Source organism: Paenibacillus sp. FSL R10-2199, assembly GCF_038000235.1.
Taxonomy (GTDB): domain Bacteria; phylum Bacillota; class Bacilli; order Paenibacillales; family Paenibacillaceae; genus Paenibacillus_AQ; species Paenibacillus_AQ phytohabitans.
On the sequence record NZ_JBBOBO010000001.1, the window covers coordinates 5,249,599 to 5,276,282 of the forward strand.

A 26,684-nucleotide genomic window follows, 5' to 3' on the forward strand; every position below is an offset into this window, starting at 1 on the left:
CACTCCCCTTGTCGTTTCTTCGGTAGACTCAGCGTAATTGTATAGAGTTTCGCTAAGAGCGGGAATGGAATATCTATACTTCCTCGCTATGAAAATTTAAACGGCCATGCCAAACAGCGGTACGGAGACTACTCCCCGCACCGCTGTTGTCCTGCTTGGTTCTATAAACCGCTAATTTTGAAATTATCCAGATACACGCGGTGATCCCGCTGGGAAGTCGACCCGATCAGGACGGCCGCATAAGCAGTGGCGTTTCCGTTAAATCCGTCTGTCTGGAAGCTGTAATTGCTGGTACTCCCCGTAAAGGTTATATTTGAGATCGCGCCCGTGGAGGTATCAACCGTATAGGCCAGATGCAGGAAGCCGCTCTCCGGATTCCAGGTTCCGGTATACGCAATCTCGGACCCGGCAGATTGCCCGTTCACCTTAAGCGTGATGGCGCCCGTCCGGTTGTCGATGCTCAGGCCGGTAAAATAAGTCTCCGCAAGCTCCCCGCTGCTCTGTGAGGGAAGTGCGGCGTAGAATCCGAGTCCCACATGCTCGGTAGCTTTCACCGGGAAGGAGAGATCCGCCTCAATACGCATCTTCCCCGGCTTCTGGTAGGCTCCGGAGCTGACGATTGGAATGGCCATTGCGCCCCGGGAATTGCCGGCCGCATTGATCTGTGCCTGCGGCAACGGATTTCCCTGGCTGTTATTCACATAAGCGGAGAAATTGCCGTTCGAAGGGAAGCTTGCCAGCGACCAAGTCCCTCCTGGAAGATTAGCCGTGTCCGGTGCTCTTCCGGAAATCACGCTTCCGTTGCTTCCGCTGAATCCGTCGGAGATCAAGGTGACTGCCTCAACATTCACCGCCACATTTGCGGTTAAGCCCTCATACGTGGCTTGGACCACAGATGTTCCGGCCGACACCCCGGTAATCACCCCTGCCGCATCGACGGAAGCTACTGCCGGATTGCTGCTCGACCAGGCAACCTGGACACCGCTCATGACCGTGTTATTCTGATCATAGACTGCAGCCGTTACAGAAAACGTACCCCCGACAGGCATCTGGACTTCGGTCTGATCGACCGTAATCGAAGCCGGTCCGGGGAGGTCTGCTCCAAGCTTCGTCCGGTCTGTTAAGATTAGATCCCCGAAGAGATTCGGATTCTTGCTGAAGCCGATCCCGCTCATATACTCCATCCATCCCCGTCTGCCTGTTCCGTCATTATCATTCACGAGCAGAGAGAACCCGATGGAGTTCGCCGCAGACGGCGTCATTCCGGCGGGAAGCACATCTGACCATTTAACCGCCAGCTCGTAGACGGTTTGGGTGCCTTCCCGGTGGATCGCGACGGATGAATTCTGCAGGTTATTGCCGCCGATGCCGCCTCTTTTCATGATTGCTTGTGTCTCCGGATTCAAGGCGACGATGTTCTCACTCCAGCCCAGTTTACCCGGCTCGACGGGACGGCCCGGATCGATTGCGAACTGGATGGAATCTCCCTTCCAGGCATCGCCCGGAGGATTGTTGTTAATATGGGTATTATCTGTCACCTGAACCGCCAGGTAGAGCTGCTCTGCGTCCCACTTGGTATAGGCGGTGGCACTTAGATCTTCTAATCCTCCCCAATCCGTCATGAGCCGGACCTGCGAGGCCTGATCCAATACGAATGACTCCGCGTGGCTCCACTCCGCTGCACCGATAACTCCGTCTACCGTAATAGGCTGGTTCGACTTGACCGCTGTCAGAGCGCTGATATTCCGTTCGATGAGCTGCGAGAACCCGTCATCCCGGTCTACCTTGATCTTGACAGACAATGGAACGTCCTTGCTTAGCGACGGAGCCGGAATGACAAGAGTTGTACTCGAATGAGGCGCAACAGGCGCAAAAGGTAGCGTTCCGGCCATATCTGAGGGTTCCAGCACGGTGACTGTTCCCCCATCCATTGGCCCGAGTGCATTCTGGTTGTCAATCGTGACCGCCAGATCCCAGCCGTCTCCGGCTGCGTTCACGACCGGAGAGACATGCACAGCGTCAGCTTCCTTCATGAGAACTTCCAGCGTCAGACTGCCGTACTGTTCGCCGGACGCACCGGTCGGGTAGATGCGTGCGCTGCCGGTGGAGGGGGTTCCCGGGGCTCTGACGGTTAAAGTATCCGTTGGCGATCCCGCACTGAAGGAGCTTCCTGATACCAGCTGCCAGCCGGCCGGAAGGGCCAGACTGTAAGTTCCAGAGAGTGATTCTGCCCCGCCTGCCCGCGTGACCTGTATCTGAACTTCTTCCCCCGGTGCCGCCGTTATAGCAGAAGTGTCCGCCTGAAAGGTCGGCGTATCCAGCACTGGAGCCGCGGCGAGATTGCCGACGATGTAGACGGGTTCCTGCGAAGCCGTGAATGTCGTCGTGCCGCCGATCGTATCGAAGGAACGGGCATTACCGAATAGATCTCTCAGCTCTACCTCGGCGGTACCCGTATGCAGACCAATCTGCTTATCGGTGTTTGACCAGATTACAGTGATATCCTGGTTGTCGGACGCACGGTGGAACTTATAGGCTCTTACATCATTGTCCGTCAGACTGTAAGCCTGAACGAAGGCGGCTCCGCCCAGCAGCTCCGAGACGGCATTGAACCCGACGAACGAAGGTTTCGGCGAATTATCGACGTACAGCACACCTTGGCTGCATTCATAGAAGGTGCTGTCGGTACAGTCGTTCAGGAAATCGTACCAGTAAATTCGATCGATCAGCTTATTATTCGCCAGATTGGCTACATACAATTGAACCGCATAAGAAGCCGAATCAAGCTCCGTTACCCCTCCCCATTTCTGATCCATTGTCGGCCAGCCAATCTCGGTCAGCCATAATTCAATATCCTTGGTGAGCCCATGACTACTCTGATAAGCTTTAATATAACTGTCCAGATCCTGAAATTCAGCAAGCGTCTCCCCTTGTTCAGGATTGTAGGAAGGGTACACATGGAAGGACATCACATCCAGATATTGCGTGGCCCCAAGATCGACCAGCTGCTTCAGCCAAGGCTCATCATAGTTCAAGGTGACACCGCCGACTACCTTGAGGCTTGGATTCACGCCTTTGATAATCGTATACGCGTTCTGCAGAATCGCCAGATATTGCGCGGGTGTCAGCTGGGTACTAAGTTCATTGCCGATTTCAAAAGCGTTCACCTTGCCCTGCAGACTAGTCACCGTCTGTTCTATGACAACAGGATCTGTGCTTGTCACGATGAATGTGCTTAATCCGTTTGCGGCTGCGTTATCAATGTAAGTCGTTGGGTTGCCCGGATTGTAGCCATCCCGGATCGATACAGCGCCCGCCTGGACAGCCAGCGGAAGCCGGATATCTGAGCCTCCATAGGCTTTGCTGAAATGGGTGTTCATGCCCAGGAACGATTGGACAGGTTTACCCGTCAGATCGGTGATTGTTCCGAGATGCAGGTCTTCATGAAGCTGAATCGTCCCATCTGCACTGGCGGCGTCTACGGATATGGTATACGTCCCTTTGTTCAGAATACCGAAATTCAGCGGCTTGATGAAGCCCTTCTGCTCCGGATTCAGGCTGACATCGAACTCACCTTCATCCACCGTGATATTCGAATAGTCAAGAAGACTGTACTTCACATGCAGGGCCCTGCCGGATTCGAACTGATTGTCAAAAACCAGGTTGACGCCCGATGCTTCCGTCTCCTTGAAAACACTGCCTGTCTTGACTTGTGCCCCGCGCATCGACACGGTGGGGATGAGTTCAGCGGTTACCTTGGCGAAGCAGACCGGTATACTGGTCTCAATCCGGAAGTCGGAGCCATTATTCAGACGGTTGCTGAACTGGGCATCCTCGATGATGTAAGTCGCCTGCTTCCAGGTATTGCTGCCGGTCAGTACGGTCAAGTCTGTGTAAGCGTACTGCGTCTGTGATGAATCATAGGCAAGCTTGAAGCCTTTCTCTCCGCTCACGGCGCTGTCGTAGTAGTCTACCGTTACCTTGACCGTGTTTTTGCCGCCATAAATGTAATTATCGGTTACCTTGAAATAGATATAATGCGCGCTGGCGGCAGGATTCGTCTGCCAGCCGGTAATGCCATTGTAAGTCTGGATCGTCTTAGCATTCGAATCTCCGGCAAACGGCGTCAATCCGTTCTCCTGTGTAACCGATCCCATGATAACGCTTACAGGTCCGGTCACCTTGGTTACAGTCACGGGAATGTTCGTGGTGAGGGTGCCGTACTTCGCTGTGACAACGGCGCTTCCCAGCTGCATGGCCGTGATCTTGCCGGTGCTGTCAACCTTGGCGATGGCAGCGTTGCTGCTGGTGTAGCTGAGGGTCAGCTTGTTCATCAGGAACCCGTTCTGGTCCAGTACAGCGGCAGCAATCGTACGGGTTGATCCGATGGGCAGACTTACGGCAGCCGGAACTGCCTGAAGCCCCGTTGCTGCAGAAGTTACCGCACTCTTCGCGACAGTGATGCTCCCGAACAGGACAGGGACAGAGGTGTCAATCCGGAGATCAGCCCCATTCTCCCTATTCGCAAAGTTAGCGTCCTTTAAGGTGTAGGTGACGGTCTTCCAGGTGTTGCTGCCTGTCAGATACGTCTTAGGTACGTTATAATCCCATGCACTTGATACGGAGTCGTAGGAGAATCCGAAGATGTTGTCTGCGCTGCCGGCCATATCATAATATTCGAATGTGACCGTCACCGCATTAGTTCCGCCATGGATGAAGGCATCCGACACGTTCAGGTAAATATATTTCCCGCCCCCGGCCGGGTCTGTCCGCCAGCCGGATTTGCCCTGGACCGTCTCTTTGATGACCCCTCCCGGACCGTCCCCGTTCCAGGCCGTTATTCCATTCTCTGTATTCGTCTCTCCCAGCACAATACTAACCGGACCCGGTACCGGATCTGCACCTGCATAAGACGGAACGACTGCGACAATCAGCATCCAGACAAGCAGCAATGACACAACGGACTTCCTCTTCATTATTAACCCCACCTCACCTCATCTTTAAGGTAATTGCACCTTCATTATAATGACGGGGAGCGAAGGACCCTATGAATATCCTAATGTAAGCGCTATTAAAATTTGAACAAGTCGAATAATGCTGAGAAATCGGCATGGTTTCAGTTCTGAGAATAGGCCGTTACCCCCGCAGTATATAGGTTGTCCACTAACCTGTGGAATTCTTCCGGCGGTAAATCCTTTTCCCGCTGAAGCCATAGACGAAGCAGAGAAAGTGAGGTTGAGATCTGAAACTCAATCAGGTATGGCTTTAAGGAATCGTTGTGCGGAACGTTTAAATCCAATCTATCCAGGATCATTTCTCTTTTCAAGCGTTCAATAAAATGGATACTGCCATAATCACCCAGGAGGGCCTTGAGGACCGAGAGATATTCCTGGTTTTCCAGACAATGAAGCGCATCCTGAACAGTATAGGCAGCCAGCTTTTTATTCGCCAACTCTTCTTTGATGTAATTCAACAAATCATTCTCAACAGAGTCCAACAATTCGTAAATATCAGTGAAGTATTGATAAAAGGTGCTGCGGTTATATCCCGACTTCTTCGCAATCTCTTGCACCGAGATTTTTTCAATCGGCTTTTGGCTATACAGCTCACAAAAAACATCTATGAAATTTTGTCTCGTTTTTTCCGTGATTTCGGGCTGTTTATTCATTCCATACTCCTTCGCAGACAAGATTATCATCCGACACATCCTGAAAAACTGATGGTTGATGAGGGAAGACTAAAGATTTATGATCACATCATACAACACGCTGTTGGATAGTCAATACCGGAATGTTAAAATAATAGGGGGATTATTATGCCAGTAAAACAAAAAAGAATTTTGATTTTTGGTGCAGGTGTTATAGGGAGCGCGTATGCAATCAAATTCTTGGAAGCAGGGGTGGATGTTACTCTGTTTGCACGTTCTAACCGGTTTACAGCCTTGATAGAGAAAGGCCTGCAATATAATGAGAAAGGTGCCGTTAAAGCGGTACAGGTAAAAGTCATCGATAAGCTTGAAAATGATGATGTATATGATTTTATTTTGGTAACCGTTCGTTACGATCAAGCCGAATCTGCGTTGTTAGCACTCAAAGACAATCAAAGCAAAAATATTGTTACCATGACTAATAATTCAATTGGATTTGCTTCGTGGCTGGATATTGTGGGAGACAGACTTTTACCGGCTTTTCCCGGGGCTGGCGGACAGATTAAAGAGGGGATTTTGTATGCCCGGTTTCCGCCAAAGATGCTATTCGCTACTACATTTGGAGAAATCAACGGTTCAGTGACAGAACGTGTAGAAAACCTCGCACAATTATTTAAAACAGCAAAGCTTCCTTACAAAATGAATAAGGATATGAGAGCTTATCTCATAACACATTCCGTATCGGACATTGCATTGCTTAGTAGTTTACACTCTGACCATAAGATTATTGACGAAAAAACAGTCAGAACCAGACAAACGGCACACCAAATAACAGTCACCTTAAAAACGTATTTAAGGGCCATCCAACAAGCTGGTGTTGCTATTCATCCATCTGTATTTAAATTTATGCTTTTATGCCCAAACCTGATTTTGGATTTTTTCTTTATGCTATGGCTGCGGACTAATATGGTACGGGATATGCTGCTGCCGGATTACGCGGATAGTGCAAACAGGGAAATTGTGCAGCTGAGGAACGATTTATTGAAGCTCTTAAGCCAAAAAGTTAGCTCTTCAGCTTAATATAGGGACGAAGCAGATAACTTGCTATTTTTAAAGGATTAAGGTTTGGGCTTGTTAGCAATTTTTTGCCCAAGTAGCTGTCGAGATTACGGATAATTAGATCCAGGGTCTCATCCGAGAGATGCTCCATCGTCCTGCGCAGAACAATCGAGTTCTCATAACTCTCTCTGATCGGCTTGGTAAGCTCCTCATAATCACCCAAACCGCATAAATCCCGGGCGGCATAAATCCCTGTCATCCAGGAGGCATGCTGTCCGAACCCCATGAACGGCATCATTGCCCCAAAGCAATTACCGACATAAAATGTATTGCCGATCCTGCCGGAGTGACATACCCCTAGGGGGTAACCGGTGATTTGGAATTGGTCTGTGATGGGCAGCGCTTGCTGGAGTTCCGCTTGTACCTTGAGATAATAACGCTCCCATAGAGTTTCTATACCGGTATTCATCTCAGGGAGATCAGGAATGGCAATGACAAGGTTAGCCTCTTTCTCCGAGAATGGAATCAGGTATCCGTATCCGAAAGGTGCGAGGTCGTAATCCAGCCAAGCCTTAACCTCATACGGATCGAATTGGCCCTCAACCGTTGCTCCTTTGACCGAAACCGTCAGATCTTCCCTGAAATTGCGGGTTTTCTTCGCGTAATCGCTGTCCCCCGTTGCAAGCACCACATGCGTATAGTCTGCAAGCAGTTCCTCATATGTTTTGTCAGATCTATAATGGATTTTTGACTTAACCTGCCTCCCCAGCTGTGCTTCATAAGAATTCTTATGTCTTCCACGAATGTTCGTGAAGCCTAGCTGCCCTTCCAGAATAGCCTGCTCATGCTTCGAATAAAATGTAAACTTTGAAATGCCGGCAGCCGGATGAAGATATATACCGTATTGCTCCGATAAGTAAGCGATACTGTCGTTAACGGGACGGGTGAACATGGAGAGCAGCACTTCGGCATTCACAAACCGGTCTCCAATCATACTGCGGCTCTCAAAAATTACGGGTTCTATTCCATGCTTCTCAAGTGTAATGGCACAGGCAAGCCCCGATATTCCTGCCCCCATGATTGCAACTTTCATCTAGAGCTCACTCCTTCCAGACATTCTCTTGCATACATTCTTCCCGTAACAGCAGAGTGAGTATTCATTTAGGCTTGAGCGATTTTACACAGAAATACCCAATTTAATAGTTTATCTGTAATTAATTTCATCGTCAATCTGCTAACTCATAGGTCTAGTGGTATTTTATAGCATATAATCTCTTTAATTAGCTAAAGGAGGTGAATTTACATGAAAAAGGAAGAAAAAGAGCTGCTTGCAGCGATTTTGGAAGTTACCGAAGCATCTGATAACGATGTTACACGCCAGAACAACGTCAATAACATTCACTAAGTAACTCTCCGCAGCCCATCCTCCTCATTGAATCTTCCAATGAGGAGGAATTCTCTTCATAATGGAGGTTTTGGAATGGTAAAAACTGCGCTAATATACCCTCCGGTCAGCGATCCTACTTCAGGTTATCACAGCCTATGTTGCTTGGCGGGCTATGCGCGGCAATTCGGCTTTGAAGATATTGATATTATTGATAGTAATATAGACTCTTGGCTGTATACCGTAACGCCTGGGCAAATCGGAAGAACAATGCAATATATAAATGAACGGACCGCGCAGCTTCAGGCACTGGAACAACCTACGCCCATTGAACAGATGGAGCTTTATTACGCGCTCAAAGTACAAGGCATGAATTTTGCCGGGGCGCTGCCAGCCGCGCTGCATACTTTCCGTGATGAAACAGAATTTTTTGACTACAGGCTGTATACCAGCGCCGTTGAGACTGTAATGCTCTGGATGGATGCCTTATCTCTAAAGGGCTTCCCGGGGCAGTTCAGAGGGTTCAGCTTAGCCACCAGCGGATTCTTCAATGTATTTAACTCCCTGGATATGCGCGATACCCGAATTACCGGAGTGATCTCCGGACCTTTCACCGACTATTTCAGGAACGAATTGATTCCCGGCATCATCACTGGCGGTTATTCCCTCGTCGGGATCAGCATCACCTATGTCGCCCAGCTTCCTTTCGCGCTCAGCATGGCGCAGCACATCCGGGAGAGCTGCCCGGAAACCCGGATTATATTTGGCGGGACTGCCGTCTCAGATTACTGGAAATATATTTTGAACATAAGCGATTTCTATGCTGTATTTGACTCTGCAGATGCCTGCATTATCGGCGAAGGTGAAAGTGCACTGGTCTCTATCCTCCAGGCATTGAAGCACCATAAGCCGCTGCCTGCGTCACCGAATATTGCACTGCATCCCCGGTACCAGGCGGTGCATGGTGCCTCCGCTCTGGAAATCAAATACGAAGATATCTGCTCCTTTCCGGTGCCGGAGTACAGCAAGCTGCCCTGGGAGAAATACTTATCCCCCTTTCCGTTCATTTACTATTCTCCTTCACGGGGATGTTATTGGAACCGGTGCACCTTTTGTGATTACGGCCTCAATACCGATTCGCCTACCAGTCCCTGGCGGCAATTCCCGCTGGATAAGATTATGGAAGATTTGAGGACGCTCGCCGTCACCTACAAATATATCTACTTCTCAGTGGACGTGTTATCTCCGGCCCTGCTGCTTAAGCTGGCGGCAGCGATTCTGGAAGAAGGACTCGACATCCGCTGGGGAGCGGAGATCCGGTTAGAGGAATACTGGACACCGGAACGCTGCGCGTTGCTTCAGCAAAGCGGATGTACCGCCATCTCGGTCGGATTTGAATCCGGCAACCAGCGGATATTGAATCTGATTAATAAAGGAACCAAGGTGGACCGGCTGCAGGAAACAATCCAAATGTTCAGCGAAGCCGGCATCGGCGTACAAATTATGGGATTTACCGGATTTCCTACGGAAACGGTTGACGATGCCCTGAGTTCAGTTGATTTTTTGCAGCATAACAGCAGGCACTGGACTTTTGGCGGGCTTGGCCAGTTCGTGTTAACCAAAGGTGCCATTATTGCCAAAGAACCGGAGCGCTTCGGCATTCAGGATCTCCGGCCTTTTGAGGGCGAAGATGTCGCCTGGAGGCTGTTTTACAGTGAGCAAACGCACTTGCTTGCCAACACTTCCCGTTGGGGACCGAAGGAGCTGACAGAGGCCAAAGCATCCCTCAGAAGCAACCTTTTTGACCGTCCCTGGGTGGGGGGAGTGGATACTGCGCATTCGATGTTCTATCACGACCGGTTTGGGAACAAGGTCCTCCAGGTCATCAGGGGGACAACTCAGACGGCAGCTAACGAGAACTCAATTTTGGAATTAAACGGACACCTTCTAGAGGGACATTATTACCTTCCGGTCCACAAGCTTTTTAACAAAAAGAACCTGGATAACATCCTTGACAGATCCGAATGCGAAGGTAAGGCAGTCACCGCGCAAAATATAACAGAACTTCTCGGGCAATGGAACCCGGATTGCTCCAGTTACCCGCAGCCCAAAGAGCAGCAGCTGTTCGTCCGGCGGGATGGCACTCTTTTTCCGTTTCCTGTACCCATGATCGAGTTTTTGCGGAATTTCGTGCCTGGCTTAAGTTTGACAGAGCTGCTGCAGCAATCGGCGCAGCATGAGTTCCATACTGAGCTATGGCAACACTGTATCTCGAACCGGTTTCTGCGGCTGAAACGGTTACCGGCAGCAGAAGCTTGAAGATCGCTTTATGAAGGAGGTGTGCTATTCCTTGAACCCCGCAACCAGCAAACCTAATTACAGACTCCTGTTAAAACATAATGCCGATTTCCGCTATCTATGGCTGGCCCGTGCCAGCTCCGTCTTCGGGGATTCCTTATACAATCTGGCTATCAGCTGGCTCGTGTACTCGATGACCGGCTCCTCGCTCCAGGTGGGGCTGGTCATTGTTGCCAAGTTCCTGCCGGAAATGATACTAGGTTTATTCATTGGCGCCTGGGTAGACCGCTTGAACAAAAAGATTCTGATGCAGATCGCCGATGCCGCTCAGGCTCTGCTCACCGTAACCCTTGCTGTACTCATGCTCACCGGGCAGCTTCAGCTGCTGCATATCTATCTGATCACAGTTGGCTTATCGATTATGGGCAATCTGTTTGCTACCTCGCAGAGCTCCTTCCTGCCTGAGCTCATCGCGGATAAAACCTATCTCATCTCAGCCAATTCACTGCTGTCCGTTTCCCTGCAAATCACCCGTATTCTCGGAACAGTTGCGGGTGGAATATTGGTGGCCTCTATCGGAAATTCAGGGGCTGTGATTGTGGATGCGGTAACCTTTATCATCTCGCTTGCTCTGATCCAGCAAATTAAGCAACGCGGCAAGGCCGGGATGAATTCCCGTGCCGCCACCGGCTTGTCCATCTTCGCGGAAATCGGCGAGGGCTGGCAATGGCTGCGGGGACAAACGGCCATGCTCGTGCTTATCCTTCTCGGTACACTCAGCAATATTGCCTTAGGGCCAAGCAATGTGCTTCCCCCCATGCTGATCGGTGAGCTGCTGGAAGGCGGTTCCGGCGAGCTTGGTATTTTCAATGCAGCTATAGCTGTGGGGCTGCTTCTGGGCGGACTGTTCGTCGGCAGCAGGTCTCCCCGGAGAATTGGTGTCTGGTTCTCCTGCGGCCTTGGGGTTCAAGGCCTTGGCATGTGTGTGATCGCCTTATCTTCCGCTCTCTGGCCGGCTTGCTTCGGCAACTTGATCCTGGGCTTTGGCGTAACAGTCACGGTGATCCCGATGAGCACCTTGTTCCAGCTGCTGGTTCCGTCTCCGCTTCGGGGGCGTGTCAACAGCATCAGCTCCATGGCCTTTAACATCTCCATCCCGTTAACCTATGGCGGAGTAGGTATTCTGGCTGACAGAATCGGCGTGGAAGTATGCTTCGGTCTTGCCGCTGCCTTGTTCGCCGTTTGTCTGATCATCGGGCTGACCAATCATCATCTGCGCAGCCTCGACATCCAGGCTCCACAGTCGTCCCCATCACCTCAGACCAGTCAGTCGGTATAAGTAATCTTCTACATATTTGTATCTCTTCGTGACCCGGTACGCCGGTAAGTCCAGTCATGCCGGTAGGACCGGTAAAACCTGCCGGGCCAGGTTATTTATTTCATTCAAATATTTCGTTGAATACCAGTTCAGCTGAAACCAGTCTGCATTGCGTTACTGCCATTCATCACTCAACCATTTGCCACAATTACTGTTGCTAGGGTCTGGTCAGGTCAACTCTACATAAATACAAGCTGAGTGATTGATATATTAATATTCAGACTTAACGGTTTTTGAGAATCCCAAGTTCCTCGGTAAACAAAATAAAGACTGCAACTCATTTACGAGTATACAGTCTTTATTTTAGCAGTAAGCTTCACCAGTTTTTCATAATCGATCAAGCTTCTACTTCAACAATGATATTAATAATCGAAGCGTCATGGTCTTTAATACGAAGGGGTGCCGCGAAGGCGGAAATGAGTTTTTTATCAATTAACGGCGCTGGATTAATATCTTCATAAATTAGCATCGTCGGCTCTTTATACTTCTCATGGTCTAAAAAGGCATGGTGGACAAAAAATCCGGTTCTTTTGGCTTCCGTCATATTTTCAATGCTTAAGGTATCAATAGCTACGGCTTTGCAGTTTGGCAGCTTCGTCCGGATGTATTCGGCAGCTTCGGGAGAGACGGCCGGGAAATGATTCGCGTATTGCTCGAAATCCGTATCCCTGTATTTCCAATAGCCCGTATTGAAGATTAGAATATCTGCTTCATGAAGCTCTTCGTACGCCTCAAGCATAGCGGTTGTAATGAAACCGTCAGCGCCCAGCGGGCAGTCAATTAATAGCGGGCTTCTGTAGATGAAGTCTTCAATTGGAACAGCATCTATGCCCTTACCGTTATTCAAATGATGCCACGGTGCATCAACATGGGTACCCGCATGAAGATAAATGGTTAATACACTTCCGTTCCATTCGTCTCCTTTACTCAAGCGCTCACGAGGATCTAATTTCACTTCTGGCAGCCCTGGAAAAACCGGCATTCCAGCATAAATCGGGTAACCGATTTCGACGTATTTTGAAATAATAACACTCTCCTGTAGTTTCTTTGGGCATAGTACAAGTTCACCCTGATTAACGTTAATCGGTTATTAAGTTCTAATAACACTTACTGGGCAGTCAGAATCAGCGGTCCGTCCGCCGTGATTGCGATCGTATGCTCATATTGCGCCGACAGCTTGCCGTCTGCTGTTCTTGCCGTCCACTCATCATCGTCAATCGTGATGCGGTACGTACCTTCGTTGATCATGGGTTCGATGGTAAATACCATGCCTTCCTTTAACCGGATGCCTTTGCCGGCGATGCCGATATGCTCATAGCTCGGCTCTTCGTGCAGGCTCCGCCCGATCCCGTGCGCCAGCAGATCACGCACAACGGAATAACCGTTCGCTTCCGCGTGTTGTTGAATCGCCGATGTGATATCGCCGAGCCGGCCTCCGGAAACCGCCCGGGCGATCCCCAGGTCCAGACATTCCTTCGTCACCTTCATTAATTGCTGCGCCTCCGGCCGGATGTTGCCCACCGCATAGCTCACGCACGAATCGCCGAACCATCCGCCGTATTCCGCGACGATGTCGAGCTTCAGCAAGTCTCCGTCCATGACCGCCCGATTCGAAGGAATGCCGTGTGCCACTACATCGTTAATCGAAATACAGGTTTCTGCGGGGAACCCGTTATAACCTTTCGTGAACTGCTTGCCGCCCAGCTTGGTAATGTGCCTGGCTACAAAGTCATTGATTTCTTGGGTGGTGATCCCAGGTTCGATCAGGTTGGCCACCGCGCGGTAGCAATCCGCCACGATTTGACCCGCCTGTTTCATTTCTTCGATTTCTCGGGGGGATTTTAGAATAATCATCTTTGGTTTATTCGCTCCTTATGCTTGCTAGAATTTCAGAAGCCGGGCGATATCCCCGGCCTCCTCGTGCAGTTTCCCGCGGCGAAGCGAAAGTGAGGCGCACCCGGTCATCGCGGCCAGCAGCATTTCCGCTCGCTGCAGCTTATCCGGTGATTCCGCTGCGTTTCCGCCGGAAGCGGCAGCCCCCTCCGCCGCGCTTCCGGTTTCCAGCAGTGCGGCAAACGGCGTGAGCACCTCCTGGCGGAAAGCGTTCGAGAGCGGGGAAGAACGCCCTTCAGGCAGCGAGGCAAAACCCTCACCCGCCAGCTTATAAAGCAGGTATACGGAGTGGTCCTCCGCCCAAAGCTGCAGCAGCCGGATGCTGGCGGTGGCGGGGTCAAACTCTACGGCACCGGCCGTTTCACCGCTGCCGCTTAAGGAATCCGGGGCTCCCGTGCTCACGGTATCTGCCACAGCAGCCAACCCCATATGTCTACCCGCCGTTGCTTCCACTGAAGTAGAATCGCGTAGGACCTCCAATGGGATTTTCCTTGGAGCCTTCCGCTGAGCACCCATCCATCCCCCGGCCCGGTCCAGTGCGTCCCATAGCAGATCGTTGAGCAAATCGCCTTTATTGCTGTAATAGTGATATACCGTACCATACCCGAGTCCCGCCTGCGCGGCCACATCGCGGATCTCCAGTAATGGCCCTTTATCCAAAAACACATCGGCTGCGGCTTTGCGGATCTGCGCCAGCCGGCGCAGCCGGATATCCTCATTTTGTTCCTTCGTGCGTGGAGTCATCTCGTCCATCCACCTTTTTTATTTTTGACCTGCTGTTATGTCAATATAAAACATCGGCACGGGAATAACAAGTATCTTTTTGAAGTTGGCTATACGTATGAAGTATGATTAGTGAAGGAGTCCATTGCGATATACCTATGAACGGGAGGCATTCTAATCATGAGTGATGAGAAGAACATAGCTTACTTTCCAGAGGATCATTCGCTGGGTATTTCGGTAATTACAGCGATTCATACCGGCGATATCCCGTTGCTGAAGCTGCTGCTTGAAGAGAATCCCGGGTTGGCCGCCTCAAAAATTGTAAGGAACGGAGAATTGCGTTCCATGCTGCATATTGCAACTGATTGGCCCGGACATTTCCCTAACAATACAGTAACAATTGCACTGTTGATTGATGCCGGTGCGGAGGTGAATGCCCGGTTTACTGGACCGCACAGCGAGACCCCGCTTCATTGGGCTGCAAGCTGCAATGATGTCGAAGTGCTTGACCTCCTTCTCGATGCCGGTGCTGACATCGAGGCTTCCGGTGCCGTCATAGCCGGCGGAACGCCGCTCGACGACGCAGTGGCATTCGCGCAATGGCGGGCAGCACATAGATTAATTGAGCGTGGAGCCAAAGCTTCTCTCTGGCATGCAGCCGCGTTGGGTCTGGTAGATGCTATGAAAGCTCATTTTGCCGGAGACCCGCTCTCACAGCAATACCCTTGGGGAGCTGGACACTCATCGCCTCCGGACGAGGTGAACGTCGCTTTCTGGTGCGCTTGCCACGGCGGACAACGACACGCAGCCGAATACCTGCTCGGCCACAAGGCGGATATAAACTGGCCTTCTGTGTGGGACGGCCTCACTCCCTTGGATGCTGCTCAGCGCAGTGCCTCCCCTGATCTGGTACAGTGGTTGCTCGGACTGGGTGCTAAATCCGCTACCGGACTTCTTTGATATTTCTCCGCCAAGCTTCTGTATTCAGCTCATTATTCATGACTGCAGCCACAAATGAGCCGGCCGAAGCCGAAGCAATTGCCTGATGCATCATAGATGCTGCATCCCCGGCGCTATAAATGCCCGGGATATTTGTTTGTCCGGATTCATTAACGGCGAGTACTCCTGTTTCTGTGAATTCGCATCCGATGGTGCGTGGAAGGTCAGAGCCCATCGCCAGCTCAGGTTTGAAAAAGATTCCCCTGGCTGGAATCACCGTCCCGTCTTCCAATACAACTTGTTGAACGATACCATCCTTCGAGTCGATATGCCGGATCGGTGAATCGAACAAGGGAATATCATTGTGCTGGAACTCCTGGCGCTGAGCCTCGGTCAGTTCATCCGGACCATTCGTACAAACCGTAAGCCGGCTTGTCCATCCGGAAACAACCGGAGCGAAATGCATTAGGACTGTCCCCTTCGATATGACGACAAGCGGCTGATCCCTTAATTCCCACCCGTCACAATACGGGCAGACGAAAGCACTTTTTCCGTATACCTCCTTAAGGCCCGGAATAGAAAAGGGCTGATCCTTCATGCCGATAGCGAATAATATTTTTTTACTTGTTATCATTTGTCCTTCCATCGTGCTCAATTCAAACTGACCGTTGGTGCCTGCGATCGATATCACTGTATCCGCTACGAATGATGCCGTGGGATAGGCCAGAATCTCTTCTTGTGCGATTCGCCGGAACTCCTTCGGAGTGATCCCATCACGGGTAATAAACCCGTGAACCGCGCCAGTTACAGCATTGCGTGGACGCCCCTCATCAATCACCGCTACCTTTTTCTTCGCCCTCGCCAATACCAAAGAGGCATTCAGACCCGCCGGTCCGCCGCCGATAATTGCCACATCAACATATTGTTTCTCCATAATGAATAGCCTCCTTCATAGATTCGAAATGTCTACAATTATACCGCAAGAAGCCTGGGACTTCTTGTTTGACCCGATAAAACAGATATCAAAGAGCTTCTTTGTCCACAATAGATGGTTTATTACTATTTTGCAATGATTATTTTTAAATTAATATTATCTTTCAGTGGTGGTATCAGCTCCGATTGGCCGCTTGGATCAGTCCGGCAAGGTATTGCTTCTGCTCTCCCTCAGCTTTGTCAGCAAGCTTCTGCAGCTTGTTCTTCCCGCCCCAGATCAGGTAGACAAGATGTTCCACCTGGTAGTAATGCAGGCCGTGTACCTGATCGAGCAGCAGTCTAAGCAGTCCCACATTCTCCAACTCTCGCGTCATCTTCAGCTTTAATGAATCTGTACAGTACAGCATACACGTCAACAGCACGGGAAGCATCTCTTTGTTAATGCCGTATTGTTCGATTAACGCAGCTGTGAATCTATTCTGGACAGACTGATGTTCAACATCTACCTTCTCCATATATTGAAGGACCAGCGGGAAATATGCCTGATCTGTGAGACCCAGTCCAAAGACCGCATAGCTGCCCGGCATGCAGCATTTCTCCGCTTCTGCATCCGTATACCATTCGACGGTTTCCATCGCTGCGATGGCATATTCTTCAAGCAACGGGTGTATCTTCGGGTATTCAAGCGCATTCGCAAAGAAACGGTGCGTGCCCGTTTTGGCGAGTCCTTTGAGCGGCAGCCAGTGCTTAACTGAGGAGGTTAGCTTGATCTGATAGCTTTTTGGAAAGCCCGACTTCAGCAGATTCGTCAGATACCGGAGCGCAAACGCATAACTCTCCTCTGACTCCTGATTAATACGGATGCGTACCTCGGCAAATACATCATTAGCGCTACATTCCACCTGATCATTGCGTAATCTCGTAACCTCTTCAGCAAAGGCACCGCTGCCATAATTAATTAGCCGTGCAGCCTGGACACTGCCGAGTTCGAGCGCGCATTGCAGGAAGGCAAGCCCCGTACTTCTGCTGTAGGAAGGCTCATATTTAAGGATGCAAACTGCAGCATAGATCACGAGCCCAACCGTTTCTTGCCCGACATTTTCCAGCACAGCATCGTTCCTCTTCGTAAACCCCATCTGCCACTGGGTTCCTGTGTTCTCGAAATAACGCGGCAACCAATGATCTTCTACCCAGTTCCTGAGTGCTACGGTGATAGTATTGCGATGCTCAGCCAGATGCTTGTTCCCCTTGTTCAGCTCTTGTATCTTGTCATACACAGCGGTGATTCTGCCGGAATCCAAGACGGGATACAGTCCTTCATCCAGGAGATGCCGGGCCAGGAAAAAAGTTTCCAGCGGCTTGGTCGGATATTTGCCGGCATCTAGCTTGTTTAAGGTATAGAGGCGGATCTGTTCCAGCAGTTGTTGCTTCTTCGCCTCATCTACGTATTCAAGAATGTGCACATGGACAACACCTTCATTCACCTTGAATTTCCCGTCAAACCTGAACCGGTAATCCAGAACTGCCGGCGGCAATGCATTTAATTTGTTCTGCATATACGAAGCAAGCTCAGGGATGATCTGCTCCCGCACTTGTACCTCTGTCAGCTGCTCAGGGGTAGTCTGCTTGCTTTTACCCGGTTCGTTTAAATCAAGCAATTTATCTGTCACATCCACTCTGCCATCCGCATATTCGAGGAGAGCATACCCGTGAATGCCTGCCTGCAGGGTGGTCCGTTTTACAATTTTCTCTGCTTCTTTATCACTGATATAGATGAGCCACTTGTCTATTTCCATTTTCATTTCTTCAAGAATTGCTTCCAGCGTATAATCCATGTCTATTACATGCTCCTTTACACAGCGATATCGGCAGTGAAGTTGTTCATGCCCACTCTAAAATTATGTACATTAAATATTACCGTATCTTGATTTACCGTTCAAATCGGTTGGGGGTATCTGTCTGATGATCAATCGTTAATTGATACCGGAAATGATTATGTTTCTTAAAATGATATCTGTAATTTTCAAGGTAAATCCTTTAATTACCATACTTCCATATAAAGTATTTTATGATAATATCATCTATAGTCCTTTCGGCCGAGAGCTCAATTCTTATGAAGGGTTTGAGAAAAGTGAAAAAAATAAAATTGAGATCGCTTTCAATATTTTTTTGTTCGATTATCTCTGCTTCACTTTTTACAGCAAGTGTATACGCCGCTTCTGGCATTAGCATTCATGACGTAAGTGCCCAGAAACAACAGGGAGGCTATTTATGCTGGGCGGCCGTATCCAGTATGGCAGGACAATACTTAGGGAAATCCAATGCGACTCAGTATAACATAGTAACAGCCGCTAAAGGATTATACATGGACACTGCCGGATCTGTATACGATGCCCAAAAAGGTCTTGCAGCATATGGTGTAAGTTCGACTGCACTTGTAACTGTGCCAACTTACGACAATATAACGAGTAACATCAATCGTAACTCTAATGTTCTCGCATTTATGAGTAAAACGGGAGCAACGCTTGGTCATGCCTTTTTGATTAAAGGTTACTACTATAACACTGATACCAGCACTCAGAACTTATACTATATTGATCCAGCAGATGCTTCCAGTAATATTCAAAGCTTCTCAACTTTCAAGAGCAATTCTATCTATACTTGGGTCAATACAGTAAACAATATAAAAGTGAATTAACTGTAAAATAATCACTATCAATTAAGGAGGGTTTTTTTTGAAAATTCGCGCCATTATATTAACTATTTTATTTGCTCTATTCACATTGGGAAATGTTGTGTATGCAGATTCAAGTCTGGAGACAGCTGGGGCAGATATCAAGGGGGCGATTGCTAGGGAATATACAGAGTATTATGCTGATACTCTTGAAGCCCAGAAGACTAGCTTTCACGGCAGCGACAAAGCAAGCTTTCATGAAGCAACTTTGGGAGAAGGAGTTGCCTATTATCAAGTGAATGTCCACGGAGATTCACTTTCACATGAATTGACTGGTTATAAATTCCCGCTTTATTTAGAGGGAACTCAGGTTGCGGTGGTCGATGCCACTTTTGAATCAGGTGCCTGGAAAATTTTCAACATCAGTAACCATGATGATTTTGACAGTGCAATTAAACGGATCGAAGCTGAGTATGCTGGAAACGGTAAATTCGAGCTTATTGATGATAAACGTTATAATCTAAATTATGTCTATACTAATAGTACGATTAATGAGGAATATATCAATTTAACAAATGATGAGAGTATAAGTCCTGCAGAGATCCTGAATATTATCAGCGAGTCTGTGGATTCTCTTAATAATTTGAATCGAAATTCAAATGACGGAGTGATTTTAGTCGGTGGCGGCCCCAATGTCTCTCCTTCTGACAATCAGACCTCTTTGCTTCTGCCAATTATTTTATTCGGATTATCTCTTGCCTTTGCTGTTCCACTAATAGCCATACCGACTCAAAGAAGAAGAGCCTCAGGCACATTGGAATGAGAATGGTCCGAATATAATGAGACGAAAAGGATGGGTATTCCCTCTTCTATGCCTTGTGCTGATAACAATGATAGGATGCAACAATGAAGATTCCGCGGCGGGAAAGACCCACGAACAAATCGCCGCCGATTATCTTCAAGCTCTTGGTTACACAATTGTTGCGGATGAAGGAGAGGTCGCAAAATATACCTTGGAGCAGAATATGCTTGAAAACCTGGATTATATGCTGCTCTGGGCAGTTCAGGAGAAAGAACCTTCTGCCTATTTCGGGAAAGAAATCGTCTCTTATGATTTTCTTGTAAAGGATCATCCGCTGGAAAAGTTGTTTAGCCCGGAAGATTACTTTATTTCTGTGGTTGTCATGCTTGTAGACGGTGATGTTATAGGCGGAACCTCCGGTCCAAGAAGTAAAATCAAAAATCTAATCATGGCGGGCGGAGAGTATTCAATAGATGGAAAAACATTGAACGAGATAAAAAGAACCGCTTATCCGCAATGGCTGGACTATTGGAAGAAAACGTACGGTAAGCGAACGGAGTGACCTGAAAGACCTGAAAGACCGCCGCTTCAATTAGAAGCGGCGGTCTTTTGTTTGTACGCCCAGCATGGGCGTCATCTTTAGGGTGAAAGTCCCGAACGGGGGCTGGCGAGCGCCTACCGTTAGCCAAGGGCAAGGGTGTCCACCGTGAGGTGGAATCTGAAGGAAGCCGGAGGCAAAAGCACGGGCCAAGGTACACGAACTGGATTTGAGGCTGTGTCAGTCGGATGAGTCACCTAAACATGACGAAATCCAAAGCCGCCAAGGGCTGGCGCGGTATACTCCAGTGGTCGCGGGCAGACAGATGACGTTCTTATCTGGGGAGACCTGTCAGATAAGCAAGAAAAAAAAACTTGTAACCGTAGCTGAGAGGCTGCGCTGAACTGGCAGGAGTCAGCAGAAGCCATAGTACGTAAGCTGTTGCAACAATTTACGGAAGGGCTGAACCGAAAGGAGAGAGGAAAGCGATGCGTTCGCATGAAGAGCAACGACAGCAGAATATCTCGCAAGGGAGCTTGCGGCAAAGAGAAGCGGTGAAGCCGTCAGGGTATGCCGGAGCGCCGAGTTCTTCGTCGGCACAAGTCGTCCCTTCCTCTCGCGAAGACCAGAACAACTTGCTGGAGCAAATGCTCAAAGGAGATAACCTTCGACTCGCTTACAAACGAGTGGTGCAAAATGGAGGAGCGCCCGGTGTGGACGGTGTAACGGTAGCGAATCTACAAGTTTACCTGAATACGCACTGGGCATCGGTGAAAACTGAACTTCTGACGGGAACTTACAGACCTGCGCCAGTCAAACGGGTGGAAATCCCCAAACCTGGAGGCGGTGTACGGCAGCTAGGCATCCCGACTGTGATGGACCGTTTCCTCCAGCAAGCACTTTTACAAGTCATGAACCCGATCTTTGACGCACAATTCTCGTGGTACAGCTACGGCTTTCGGCCGGGGAAGAGCGCGCATGACGCCGTTAAACAAGCCCAAAGATATATCCAAGGCGGCCTCAGATGGGTCGTGGATTTGGATCTGGAGAAATTCTTTGACAAGGTAAACCACGACATGCTAATGGCAAGAGTGGCGCGGAAAGTGGAGGACAAAAGAGTGCTGACGCTAATCCGTGCTTACTTAAACGCCGGAGTTATGGTGGATGGAAAATGGGAGCGTAGCCGGGAGGGAACGCCACAAGGCGGTCCGCTTAGTCCGCTTCTAGCAAACATTCTATTGGATGATCTGGACAAGGAACTGACCGGGCGAGGTTTGCGATTCGTACGCTACGCGGACGACTGTAATATCTTTGTGGCGAGTAAACGAGCAGGCGAGCGTGTCATGGAATCGGTAAGTCGGTTTGTAGAAGGAAAGCTAAAACTGAAAGTAAACGGGGAGAAAAGTGCGGTAGCGAGACCTTGGCACCGAAAGTTCTTAGGATTCAGTTTCCTGAGCCAGAAACAGGCAACGATTCGGATTGCTCCGAAGAGTCTCGCAGCTTTTAAAGGGAGAATTCGAGAGCTAACGAAACGTACCTGGTCCATTTCCATGGAAGAAAGGATTTACCGACTGAACCGCTATCTGATGGGTTGGCTCGGTTATTTCCGTCTAGCCTCGGCGAAGACACACTTCCAAACACTGGACCAGTGGATTCGGAGGAGACTTCGAATGTGTCTGTGGAAACAGTGGAAACGAGTACGTACACGAATCCGCGAGCTTCGAGCACTCGGGGTTCCAAAGTGGGCTTGTTTTAAGATGGCCAACTCGCGGCGAGGCGCGTGGGAAATGTCCCGGAACACGAATAACGCCCTTTCGACTTCCTATTGGGAAGCAAAAGGGCTGAAGAGTTTACTTTCACGCTATCTGGAACTTTGTTAACCTTTTGGAACCGCCGTATGCGGACCCGCATGTACGGTGGTGTGAGAGGACGGGGGCTTGCCGCCCCCTCCTACTCGATACCATTATTTTTTTTGAAAACTGTTCTTTAAAAAGGATTGCAAAGCCGTTTCTACTTGCGTGTCTTAAATCTCTTCGAGAGCACGAAACCAAGGATGATCAGACCCATTCCGGCTAGGTACATGCCTATCGGACTTTCTTCACCGGTCTGAGGCAGCTTACCCGGCAGACCGCCTTGATTCGTTGGTTCATTTTGTGAAGGTTCATCTATTGTTCCTTTAGGCACTTCATCTACCACTACTTCGATCTCGATCTCCTGGTCCTCTCCATTATCGCTAACGATAATAGTGAACTTGTCTTTTCCGGTATAGCCAGGGTCAGGTGTGTACTTCCATTTCCCGTCTGGTGTAATCACGACGGTTCCATGTTCAGGCTCATCACCAAGGCTAGGAATTCCCCCAAGCGGGATTTCACCCTCGACCGGAATGTCCTCTATTGTGTTGACAGCTGTTGGCTGTGGACTTGGAGGACTGCTAATTACAGGTGTTGCTGTCGGTGCATTTGTCGGTTCACTTGTAGGTTCTGGTGAAGCCGATGGTGAAACTGATGGTGTCACCGTTGGAACAACTGTTGGACCCGGAGTGACTATGACTCCTGGTATTGAAGGAGTTGTTGGCGTTGATGACGGCGTTGACGGCACATATGGTGTTGCTGTTGGCGCCGTTGGTTCTGTTGGAGCTGGCGTTGCTGTTGGTGCAACAGTCGGCGTTGCTGTTGGCACTGGTGTTGGTGCAACAGTCGGTGTTGTCGTTGGTACTGGTGTTGGCGCAACCGTCGGTGTTGTTGTTGGTACTGTTGTTGGCGCTACTGTTGGTGTTACGGTTGGCACTGGTGTTGGCGCAACAGTCGGCGTTGCCGTCGGTGTTGCTGTTGGTGATGATGTTGGCGCTACTGTTGGTGTTGCTGTCGGCGATGGTGTCGGTGCCACTGTTGGCGATGGTGTTGGCGCAACAGTCGGCGTTGCCGTCGGTGATGGTGTTGGCGTTGCTGTTGGTGTTGCTGTTGCTGTTGGCGATGGTGTTGCTGTTGGTGATGGTGTTGGCGCTACTGTTGGTGTCGCTGTCGGCGATGGTGTTGGCGCAACAGTCGGTGTCGGTGTGGCCGATGGCGATGGTGTTGGCGTCGCTGATGTTTTGTTTTTTATTTGCAGATCTATGGCTGTAGTTGAATTAATTTTAACTGCATGAGGTGTCGTATCTAACAGATAACCTGCAGGTGCAATTTTTTCAACTACTGCATAATCGCCACCAAGTAGTTTCGTGAATTCAAGCTTACCTGCATCATCTGTTACTCCCTCATTAATCCAAATCTGCTCATTGCCGATGACGCGGAATAAGTCAAAGGCAGCTCCTTTGAGCGTATTGCTAGGATCACTGGCATCAATCTTTTCAATGCTGAGCGTGCCTCTGACACCACTGCCTGTGCCTGAACCGCTCGAGAGCTGAACTTTAACTTCAGAATTGGTTTCTTTGGTAACCTCTTTCACATTCTTACCTGTGAGCTCTACCTCGTTGCTGACTGTTTCATTATTTTGTGCAGTGATCACAGATTGGTACTGAAGAATATAAGCTTCCGAGATTTCTTTGGTAAACTTCAGTTCGAAGCTTTCTTTGCCTTCACTGTCTTTCAAGAAGTCCAGCGTATAATCAGTGTCTCGTGTCAGTTCCTCGCTAGTGGGTGTTATCGTCCCGTTGTCTGCAACATTAGTCTTGTAGAGATGATAAGTATTAGTGAGCAGAATTTGATTCTCACTAGGAATATCTGTTACTACTGCATCCCTCACAACGGATTGATTACGGTTGATATACACCGTCCAGTCAATCTTATTGTTGTTTTGTGCGCCTGTCTTGGCGATATATTCGCCTCCATTAGGAATGTTGACCGAAGCATTCAGGTCTGCGGATTCCTTGGTGGTACCATCATATAGTACTGCTGTATTATCGACAGTCTTTACGTCAATAACCTTATCAGCGAAAGTAGTCTTAAAGGTAACGTAAAATGCATAATTGATCGGTTTGTTAAAGCTTACCTCAAGCTTCCCGTCGTTCAGAGTTACGTTGTAGTCCTTTTCATCGACGTTTACGTCCTCTGAAGGGTTACCATTCGAGCCATAGATCCATTTGAATACCTTAACGGAATCCAGATCCACAACTTGACCGCTGGTAATCGTGTCCACCAATTTAGCATTAGTCAGGGTTTTCATATTATAGTTGGCCCCGACATTCCAGGTAATCTCTTTGTTGATGGCATCGTACGATCCGTTTTTGAGTCCATTATTCTTCACTTCTGCTCTTGGATCGAATGTTGATGTTGTCTTGATGGTCCGACTCTGACCATTCTCCACCCATTCCAGCAATGCCTGATTGACAAACTGGTTTTTATCCTCCGCCAACCAATCAAAGTTAAACTTAGTGAGGTATGTGATGGTATACGGTTCAGAGATCGGAGCTTTAAAAGTAATCGTGAACCCGTCGTTCACCGCCACAGGATCATGGTCGGTATAAACAACCTCAGTGGCGACTGCGGGACCTCCAGCGACCGGTTTAATCGTAAGGCTTCCCGTTACCAGCTTGAGTCCTGCGTTAACGAAGGTATCCGTTACTTTCAGATTTTCCATCGTCTTTGAATCTTTGTTGATCGTAATTGTCCAACGTACTGTCTTGTTCAGATAATCTTTTTCGCTGTTACCCTTGACCAATATTTGTTGGGTGATATTCTGGGAAGCTGAGTCCGAATGTTCACCGTAAGTCACTGTATTAGTGACCTTGCCATTTTCAAAAACACGTTCCGGCGCTTTAGTTTTATATTCGATGCGGTAAGCAGAATCAATATCATCATTGAATTTGAGTTCAAAATGATATTTACCATCTACCACTGAATCTGTAACCGTGTATTTATTATCCGGAAGAGGCTGGGCATCTTTGACCCCTTTACCATCGGCCGCAATAGTCACCGGGTACACCTTCAGCGAATCTGGAATGAGTTCCTGTTTGAGGTCAATGGTATCCTTCAGAACCGCGTCGTTTGCCGAAATAAACTTTTCATTGTAATTGAATTCAATTGCCCAGCCAAGAGTCTGGGTTGCAGGATCGTAGCCGTTTGTTACTTTGGTAAGCGGCTTGCCCCGTCCTACGGTTACGGTAGTCTTCGATTCTTTAGATAATCCGTTGTCTCCCGTAAAAATAGCTGTATTCTCATAGCTGACCGCATCCTCACCGCTGGCTGTAATATCGGTGGTGAATTCTACACGATACGCCTTGGTGATCGGGCTCTGTTTAAATTTTAATTCCAGCTTCGCCGGTGTGGACCCGGAGGCATCATAACTGCTACCCGGAACAATGTCACCTGCTATAACTGTACCGTCCAGCTTCACTTCAAGTTCACGGACAACAATGGAGCTTGTATCAAGCGTCAACCCGTCCGGAATCGCATCGGTAACAGCAGCGTTGCCCACACTTTCCAAGACCTTGTTGACATCGACGGTCCAGCCGATTTGCGTCGGATTGTAGAATTGAGGCAATGGAGTACCTTTCTTCTCTACAGTTGAACTGACGTTAGGCTTGAAATGAAGTTCAATTACCTGGGTGCCGCCATTGATCGGGAACTCCACAAGCTGTGTGGTCGACCCTTTTATTTTTTTAGAACTAAGCAGTGAACGGACAGTAAAGGTCCCCTGCACTTTATCATATTGTTCAATAAATTCATTAAACGTAAAGACAACATGATTATTACCTTTATCGACATGATAGGTGCCTACTGTATCTCCACCAAATAGAAGATCCCCATCCAAATCACTATAAAGCTCAAACGGATCGGGTATATTAAATTCAAAAGTGGAGCCTGCTTCATAACCGTGCCCGTCTGCTAATGACCACGTGTAATTCAGTTCGGAATAGGAATCCAGCTGATATACATTTCCGGTGACTGTCTCTGAGTAGTGCTCATCCGTATACACGGCCAGAGAAACGCTGGTGATCAAATTTTCCGTAATTTTACTGGGTTCTGCATGAGCACGTTCAGTGAAAGAGCCAAAGCTTGTTGTCCATTGGGTAACCAATAGAATAAGTACGAGCCAAATGCTAATCTTTTTCATTTTCATTGATGAATACTTCCTCCTTTTTCGTCATCGATTGTGTTTGAAGCTTCATGCCATTGCCTGCGCAACTTGTGGGAGAACTGCGCCGACAGCAGTTTAAGTAACTGTAAACCTGACATATGAACAATTTCTGAACAGCTTCCGGATTTGCGTGTGAAAAAACAAAATAACCCGCCAAGCATAAGGCTCGGCAGGTATTTGGTACTTGTATACGGCTTATCCCTTTTACTTAGTCACGGGTTACAAAGTGCTCCACCCCATCTGCTAAATTCGAGATTTTATTCTTAAGAAACTCAGGGTAAACCTTATAGTCCAGTAATTCGTTGATATCAACCCACTGGAATATCAATCTGGATTCATCC

17 protein-coding genes are annotated in these 26,684 nt (G+C 48.8%); 8 read left to right on the forward strand and 9 right to left on the reverse strand.

The features are described 5' to 3' along the window. Positions 1-161: 161 nt before the first annotated feature. Entirely contained in the window at positions 162-4,976 is a 4,815-nt protein-coding gene (locus tag NYE33_RS22955; protein ID WP_341067735.1) for a sugar-binding protein, read from the reverse strand. A gap of 140 nt (positions 4,977-5,116) precedes the next feature. After that, positions 5,117-5,668, reverse strand: a complete 552-nt coding sequence (locus tag NYE33_RS22960; protein ID WP_341067737.1) for a TetR/AcrR family transcriptional regulator — start codon at positions 5,666-5,668, stop codon at positions 5,117-5,119. A 147-nt stretch (positions 5,669-5,815) separates the two neighbouring features. On the opposite strand from NYE33_RS22960, the gene NYE33_RS22965 reads away from it, so the two are divergent. Further along, a complete protein-coding gene (locus NYE33_RS22965; RefSeq protein WP_341067739.1) occupies positions 5,816-6,727 on the forward strand; it encodes a ketopantoate reductase family protein in 912 nt (303 codons plus the stop codon). On the opposite strand, the gene NYE33_RS22970 is transcribed toward NYE33_RS22965, so the two are convergent. After that, a complete protein-coding gene (locus NYE33_RS22970) occupies positions 6,711-7,799 on the reverse strand; it encodes an NAD(P)/FAD-dependent oxidoreductase (RefSeq protein ID WP_076245915.1) in 1,089 nt (362 codons plus the stop codon). The genes NYE33_RS22965 and NYE33_RS22970 overlap by 17 nt on opposite strands. Before the next feature lie 387 nt (positions 7,800-8,186). Here NYE33_RS22970 and NYE33_RS22975 point away from each other — a divergent pair, with 387 nt between their 5' ends. Both NYE33_RS22975 and NYE33_RS22980 read left to right on the forward strand, forming a co-directional pair. Further along, positions 8,187-10,409: a B12-binding domain-containing radical SAM protein gene (locus tag NYE33_RS22975; RefSeq protein WP_341067741.1), complete on the forward strand. Its 2,223-nt coding sequence runs from the start codon at positions 8,187-8,189 to the stop codon at positions 10,407-10,409. 31 nt (positions 10,410-10,440) lie between these two features. After that, positions 10,441-11,727, forward strand: coding sequence for an MFS transporter (locus NYE33_RS22980; protein WP_336100366.1), 1,287 nt, complete (start codon positions 10,441-10,443; stop codon positions 11,725-11,727). Positions 11,728-12,103: 376 nt separating this feature from the next. Here NYE33_RS22980 and NYE33_RS22985 read toward each other — a convergent pair whose 3' ends face one another. From NYE33_RS22985 to NYE33_RS22995, 3 genes are read right to left on the reverse strand one after another with little or no spacing between them, the layout of a single operon-like run. Further along, the gene (locus NYE33_RS22985) at positions 12,104-12,850 is read right to left on the reverse strand and encodes a cyclase family protein (protein WP_341068735.1); all 747 of its coding nucleotides are present in this window, start codon (positions 12,848-12,850) and stop codon (positions 12,104-12,106) included. Positions 12,851-12,873: 23 nt separating this feature from the next. Then, positions 12,874-13,620 (reverse strand): type I methionyl aminopeptidase, encoded by a 747-nt coding sequence (gene map / locus NYE33_RS22990; RefSeq protein WP_341067743.1) that lies wholly within the window; start codon positions 13,618-13,620, stop codon positions 12,874-12,876. A 27-nt stretch (positions 13,621-13,647) separates the two neighbouring features. Further along, on the reverse strand, positions 13,648-14,403 hold the full coding sequence (locus NYE33_RS22995) for a TetR/AcrR family transcriptional regulator (RefSeq protein ID WP_341067745.1): 756 nt from the start codon (positions 14,401-14,403) through the stop codon (positions 13,648-13,650). Positions 14,404-14,562: 159 nt separating this feature from the next. Here NYE33_RS22995 and NYE33_RS23000 point away from each other — a divergent pair, with 159 nt between their 5' ends. Then, positions 14,563-15,342 carry an ankyrin repeat domain-containing protein gene (locus NYE33_RS23000; protein WP_341067746.1) on the forward strand — a complete coding sequence of 260 codons (780 nt, stop codon included), beginning with the start codon at positions 14,563-14,565 and terminating at the stop codon, positions 15,340-15,342. Here NYE33_RS23000 and NYE33_RS23005 read toward each other — a convergent pair. Both NYE33_RS23005 and NYE33_RS23010 read right to left on the reverse strand, forming a co-directional pair. Continuing rightward, positions 15,326-16,255, reverse strand: a complete 930-nt coding sequence (locus tag NYE33_RS23005; RefSeq protein ID WP_341067749.1) for an NAD(P)/FAD-dependent oxidoreductase — start codon at positions 16,253-16,255, stop codon at positions 15,326-15,328. The two genes, NYE33_RS23000 and NYE33_RS23005, sit on opposite strands and share 17 nt — an antisense overlap. 175 nt (positions 16,256-16,430) lie before the next feature. After that, positions 16,431-18,089, reverse strand: coding sequence for a DUF6138 family protein (locus NYE33_RS23010; protein WP_341067752.1), 1,659 nt, complete (start codon positions 18,087-18,089; stop codon positions 16,431-16,433). Between the two features lie 296 nt (positions 18,090-18,385). On the opposite strand from NYE33_RS23010, the gene NYE33_RS23015 reads away from it, so the two are divergent. The 4 genes from NYE33_RS23015 to ltrA all read left to right on the forward strand — a co-directional run bounded on the left by NYE33_RS23015 (position 18,386) and on the right by ltrA (position 22,148). Beyond that, the gene (locus NYE33_RS23015; protein ID WP_341068738.1) at positions 18,386-18,952 is read left to right on the forward strand and encodes a papain-like cysteine protease family protein; all 567 of its coding nucleotides are present in this window, start codon (positions 18,386-18,388) and stop codon (positions 18,950-18,952) included. 37 nt (positions 18,953-18,989) lie between these two features. Beyond that, entirely contained in the window at positions 18,990-19,751 is a 762-nt protein-coding gene (locus NYE33_RS23020; RefSeq protein WP_042137370.1) for a hypothetical protein, read from the forward strand. Between the two features lie 55 nt (positions 19,752-19,806). Then, positions 19,807-20,292, forward strand: a complete 486-nt coding sequence (locus NYE33_RS23025; protein ID WP_341067755.1) for a hypothetical protein — start codon at positions 19,807-19,809, stop codon at positions 20,290-20,292. Between the two features lie 464 nt (positions 20,293-20,756). Beyond that, positions 20,757-22,148, forward strand: a complete 1,392-nt coding sequence (gene ltrA, locus NYE33_RS23030) for a group II intron reverse transcriptase/maturase (protein WP_081969899.1) — start codon at positions 20,757-20,759, stop codon at positions 22,146-22,148. Between the two features lie 130 nt (positions 22,149-22,278). Here ltrA and NYE33_RS23035 read toward each other — a convergent pair whose 3' ends face one another. Further along, positions 22,279-26,205 carry a collagen binding domain-containing protein gene (locus NYE33_RS23035; RefSeq protein ID WP_341067758.1) on the reverse strand — a complete coding sequence of 1,309 codons (3,927 nt, stop codon included), beginning with the start codon at positions 26,203-26,205 and terminating at the stop codon, positions 22,279-22,281. Positions 26,206-26,684: the final 479 nt, after the last annotated feature.

Bases quoted from the DNA above. Each gene is read 5' to 3' on its own strand.
- NYE33_RS22955 (WP_341067735.1), bottom strand. From the start codon at position 4,976: ATGAAGAGGAAGTCCGTTGTGTCATTGCTGCTTGTCTGGATGCTGATT.
- NYE33_RS22960 (WP_341067737.1), bottom strand. From the start codon at position 5,668: ATGAATAAACAGCCCGAAATCACGGAAAAAACGAGACAAAATTTCATA.
- map (WP_341067743.1), bottom strand. From the start codon at position 13,620: ATGATTATTCTAAAATCCCCCCGAGAAATCGAAGAAATGAAACAGGCG.
- ltrA (WP_081969899.1), top strand. From the start codon at position 20,757: ATGCGTTCGCATGAAGAGCAACGACAGCAGAATATCTCGCAAGGGAGC.
- NYE33_RS23005 (WP_341067749.1), bottom strand. From the start codon at position 16,255: ATGGAGAAACAATATGTTGATGTGGCAATTATCGGCGGCGGACCGGCG.
- NYE33_RS23000 (WP_341067746.1), top strand. From the start codon at position 14,563: ATGAGTGATGAGAAGAACATAGCTTACTTTCCAGAGGATCATTCGCTG.
- NYE33_RS23010 (WP_341067752.1), bottom strand. From the start codon at position 18,089: ATGGATTATACGCTGGAAGCAATTCTTGAAGAAATGAAAATGGAAATA.
- NYE33_RS22965 (WP_341067739.1), top strand. From the start codon at position 5,816: ATGCCAGTAAAACAAAAAAGAATTTTGATTTTTGGTGCAGGTGTTATA.
- NYE33_RS22975 (WP_341067741.1), top strand. From the start codon at position 8,187: ATGGTAAAAACTGCGCTAATATACCCTCCGGTCAGCGATCCTACTTCA.
- NYE33_RS22970 (WP_076245915.1), bottom strand. From the start codon at position 7,799: ATGAAAGTTGCAATCATGGGGGCAGGAATATCGGGGCTTGCCTGTGCC.
- NYE33_RS22995 (WP_341067745.1), bottom strand. From the start codon at position 14,403: ATGACTCCACGCACGAAGGAACAAAATGAGGATATCCGGCTGCGCCGG.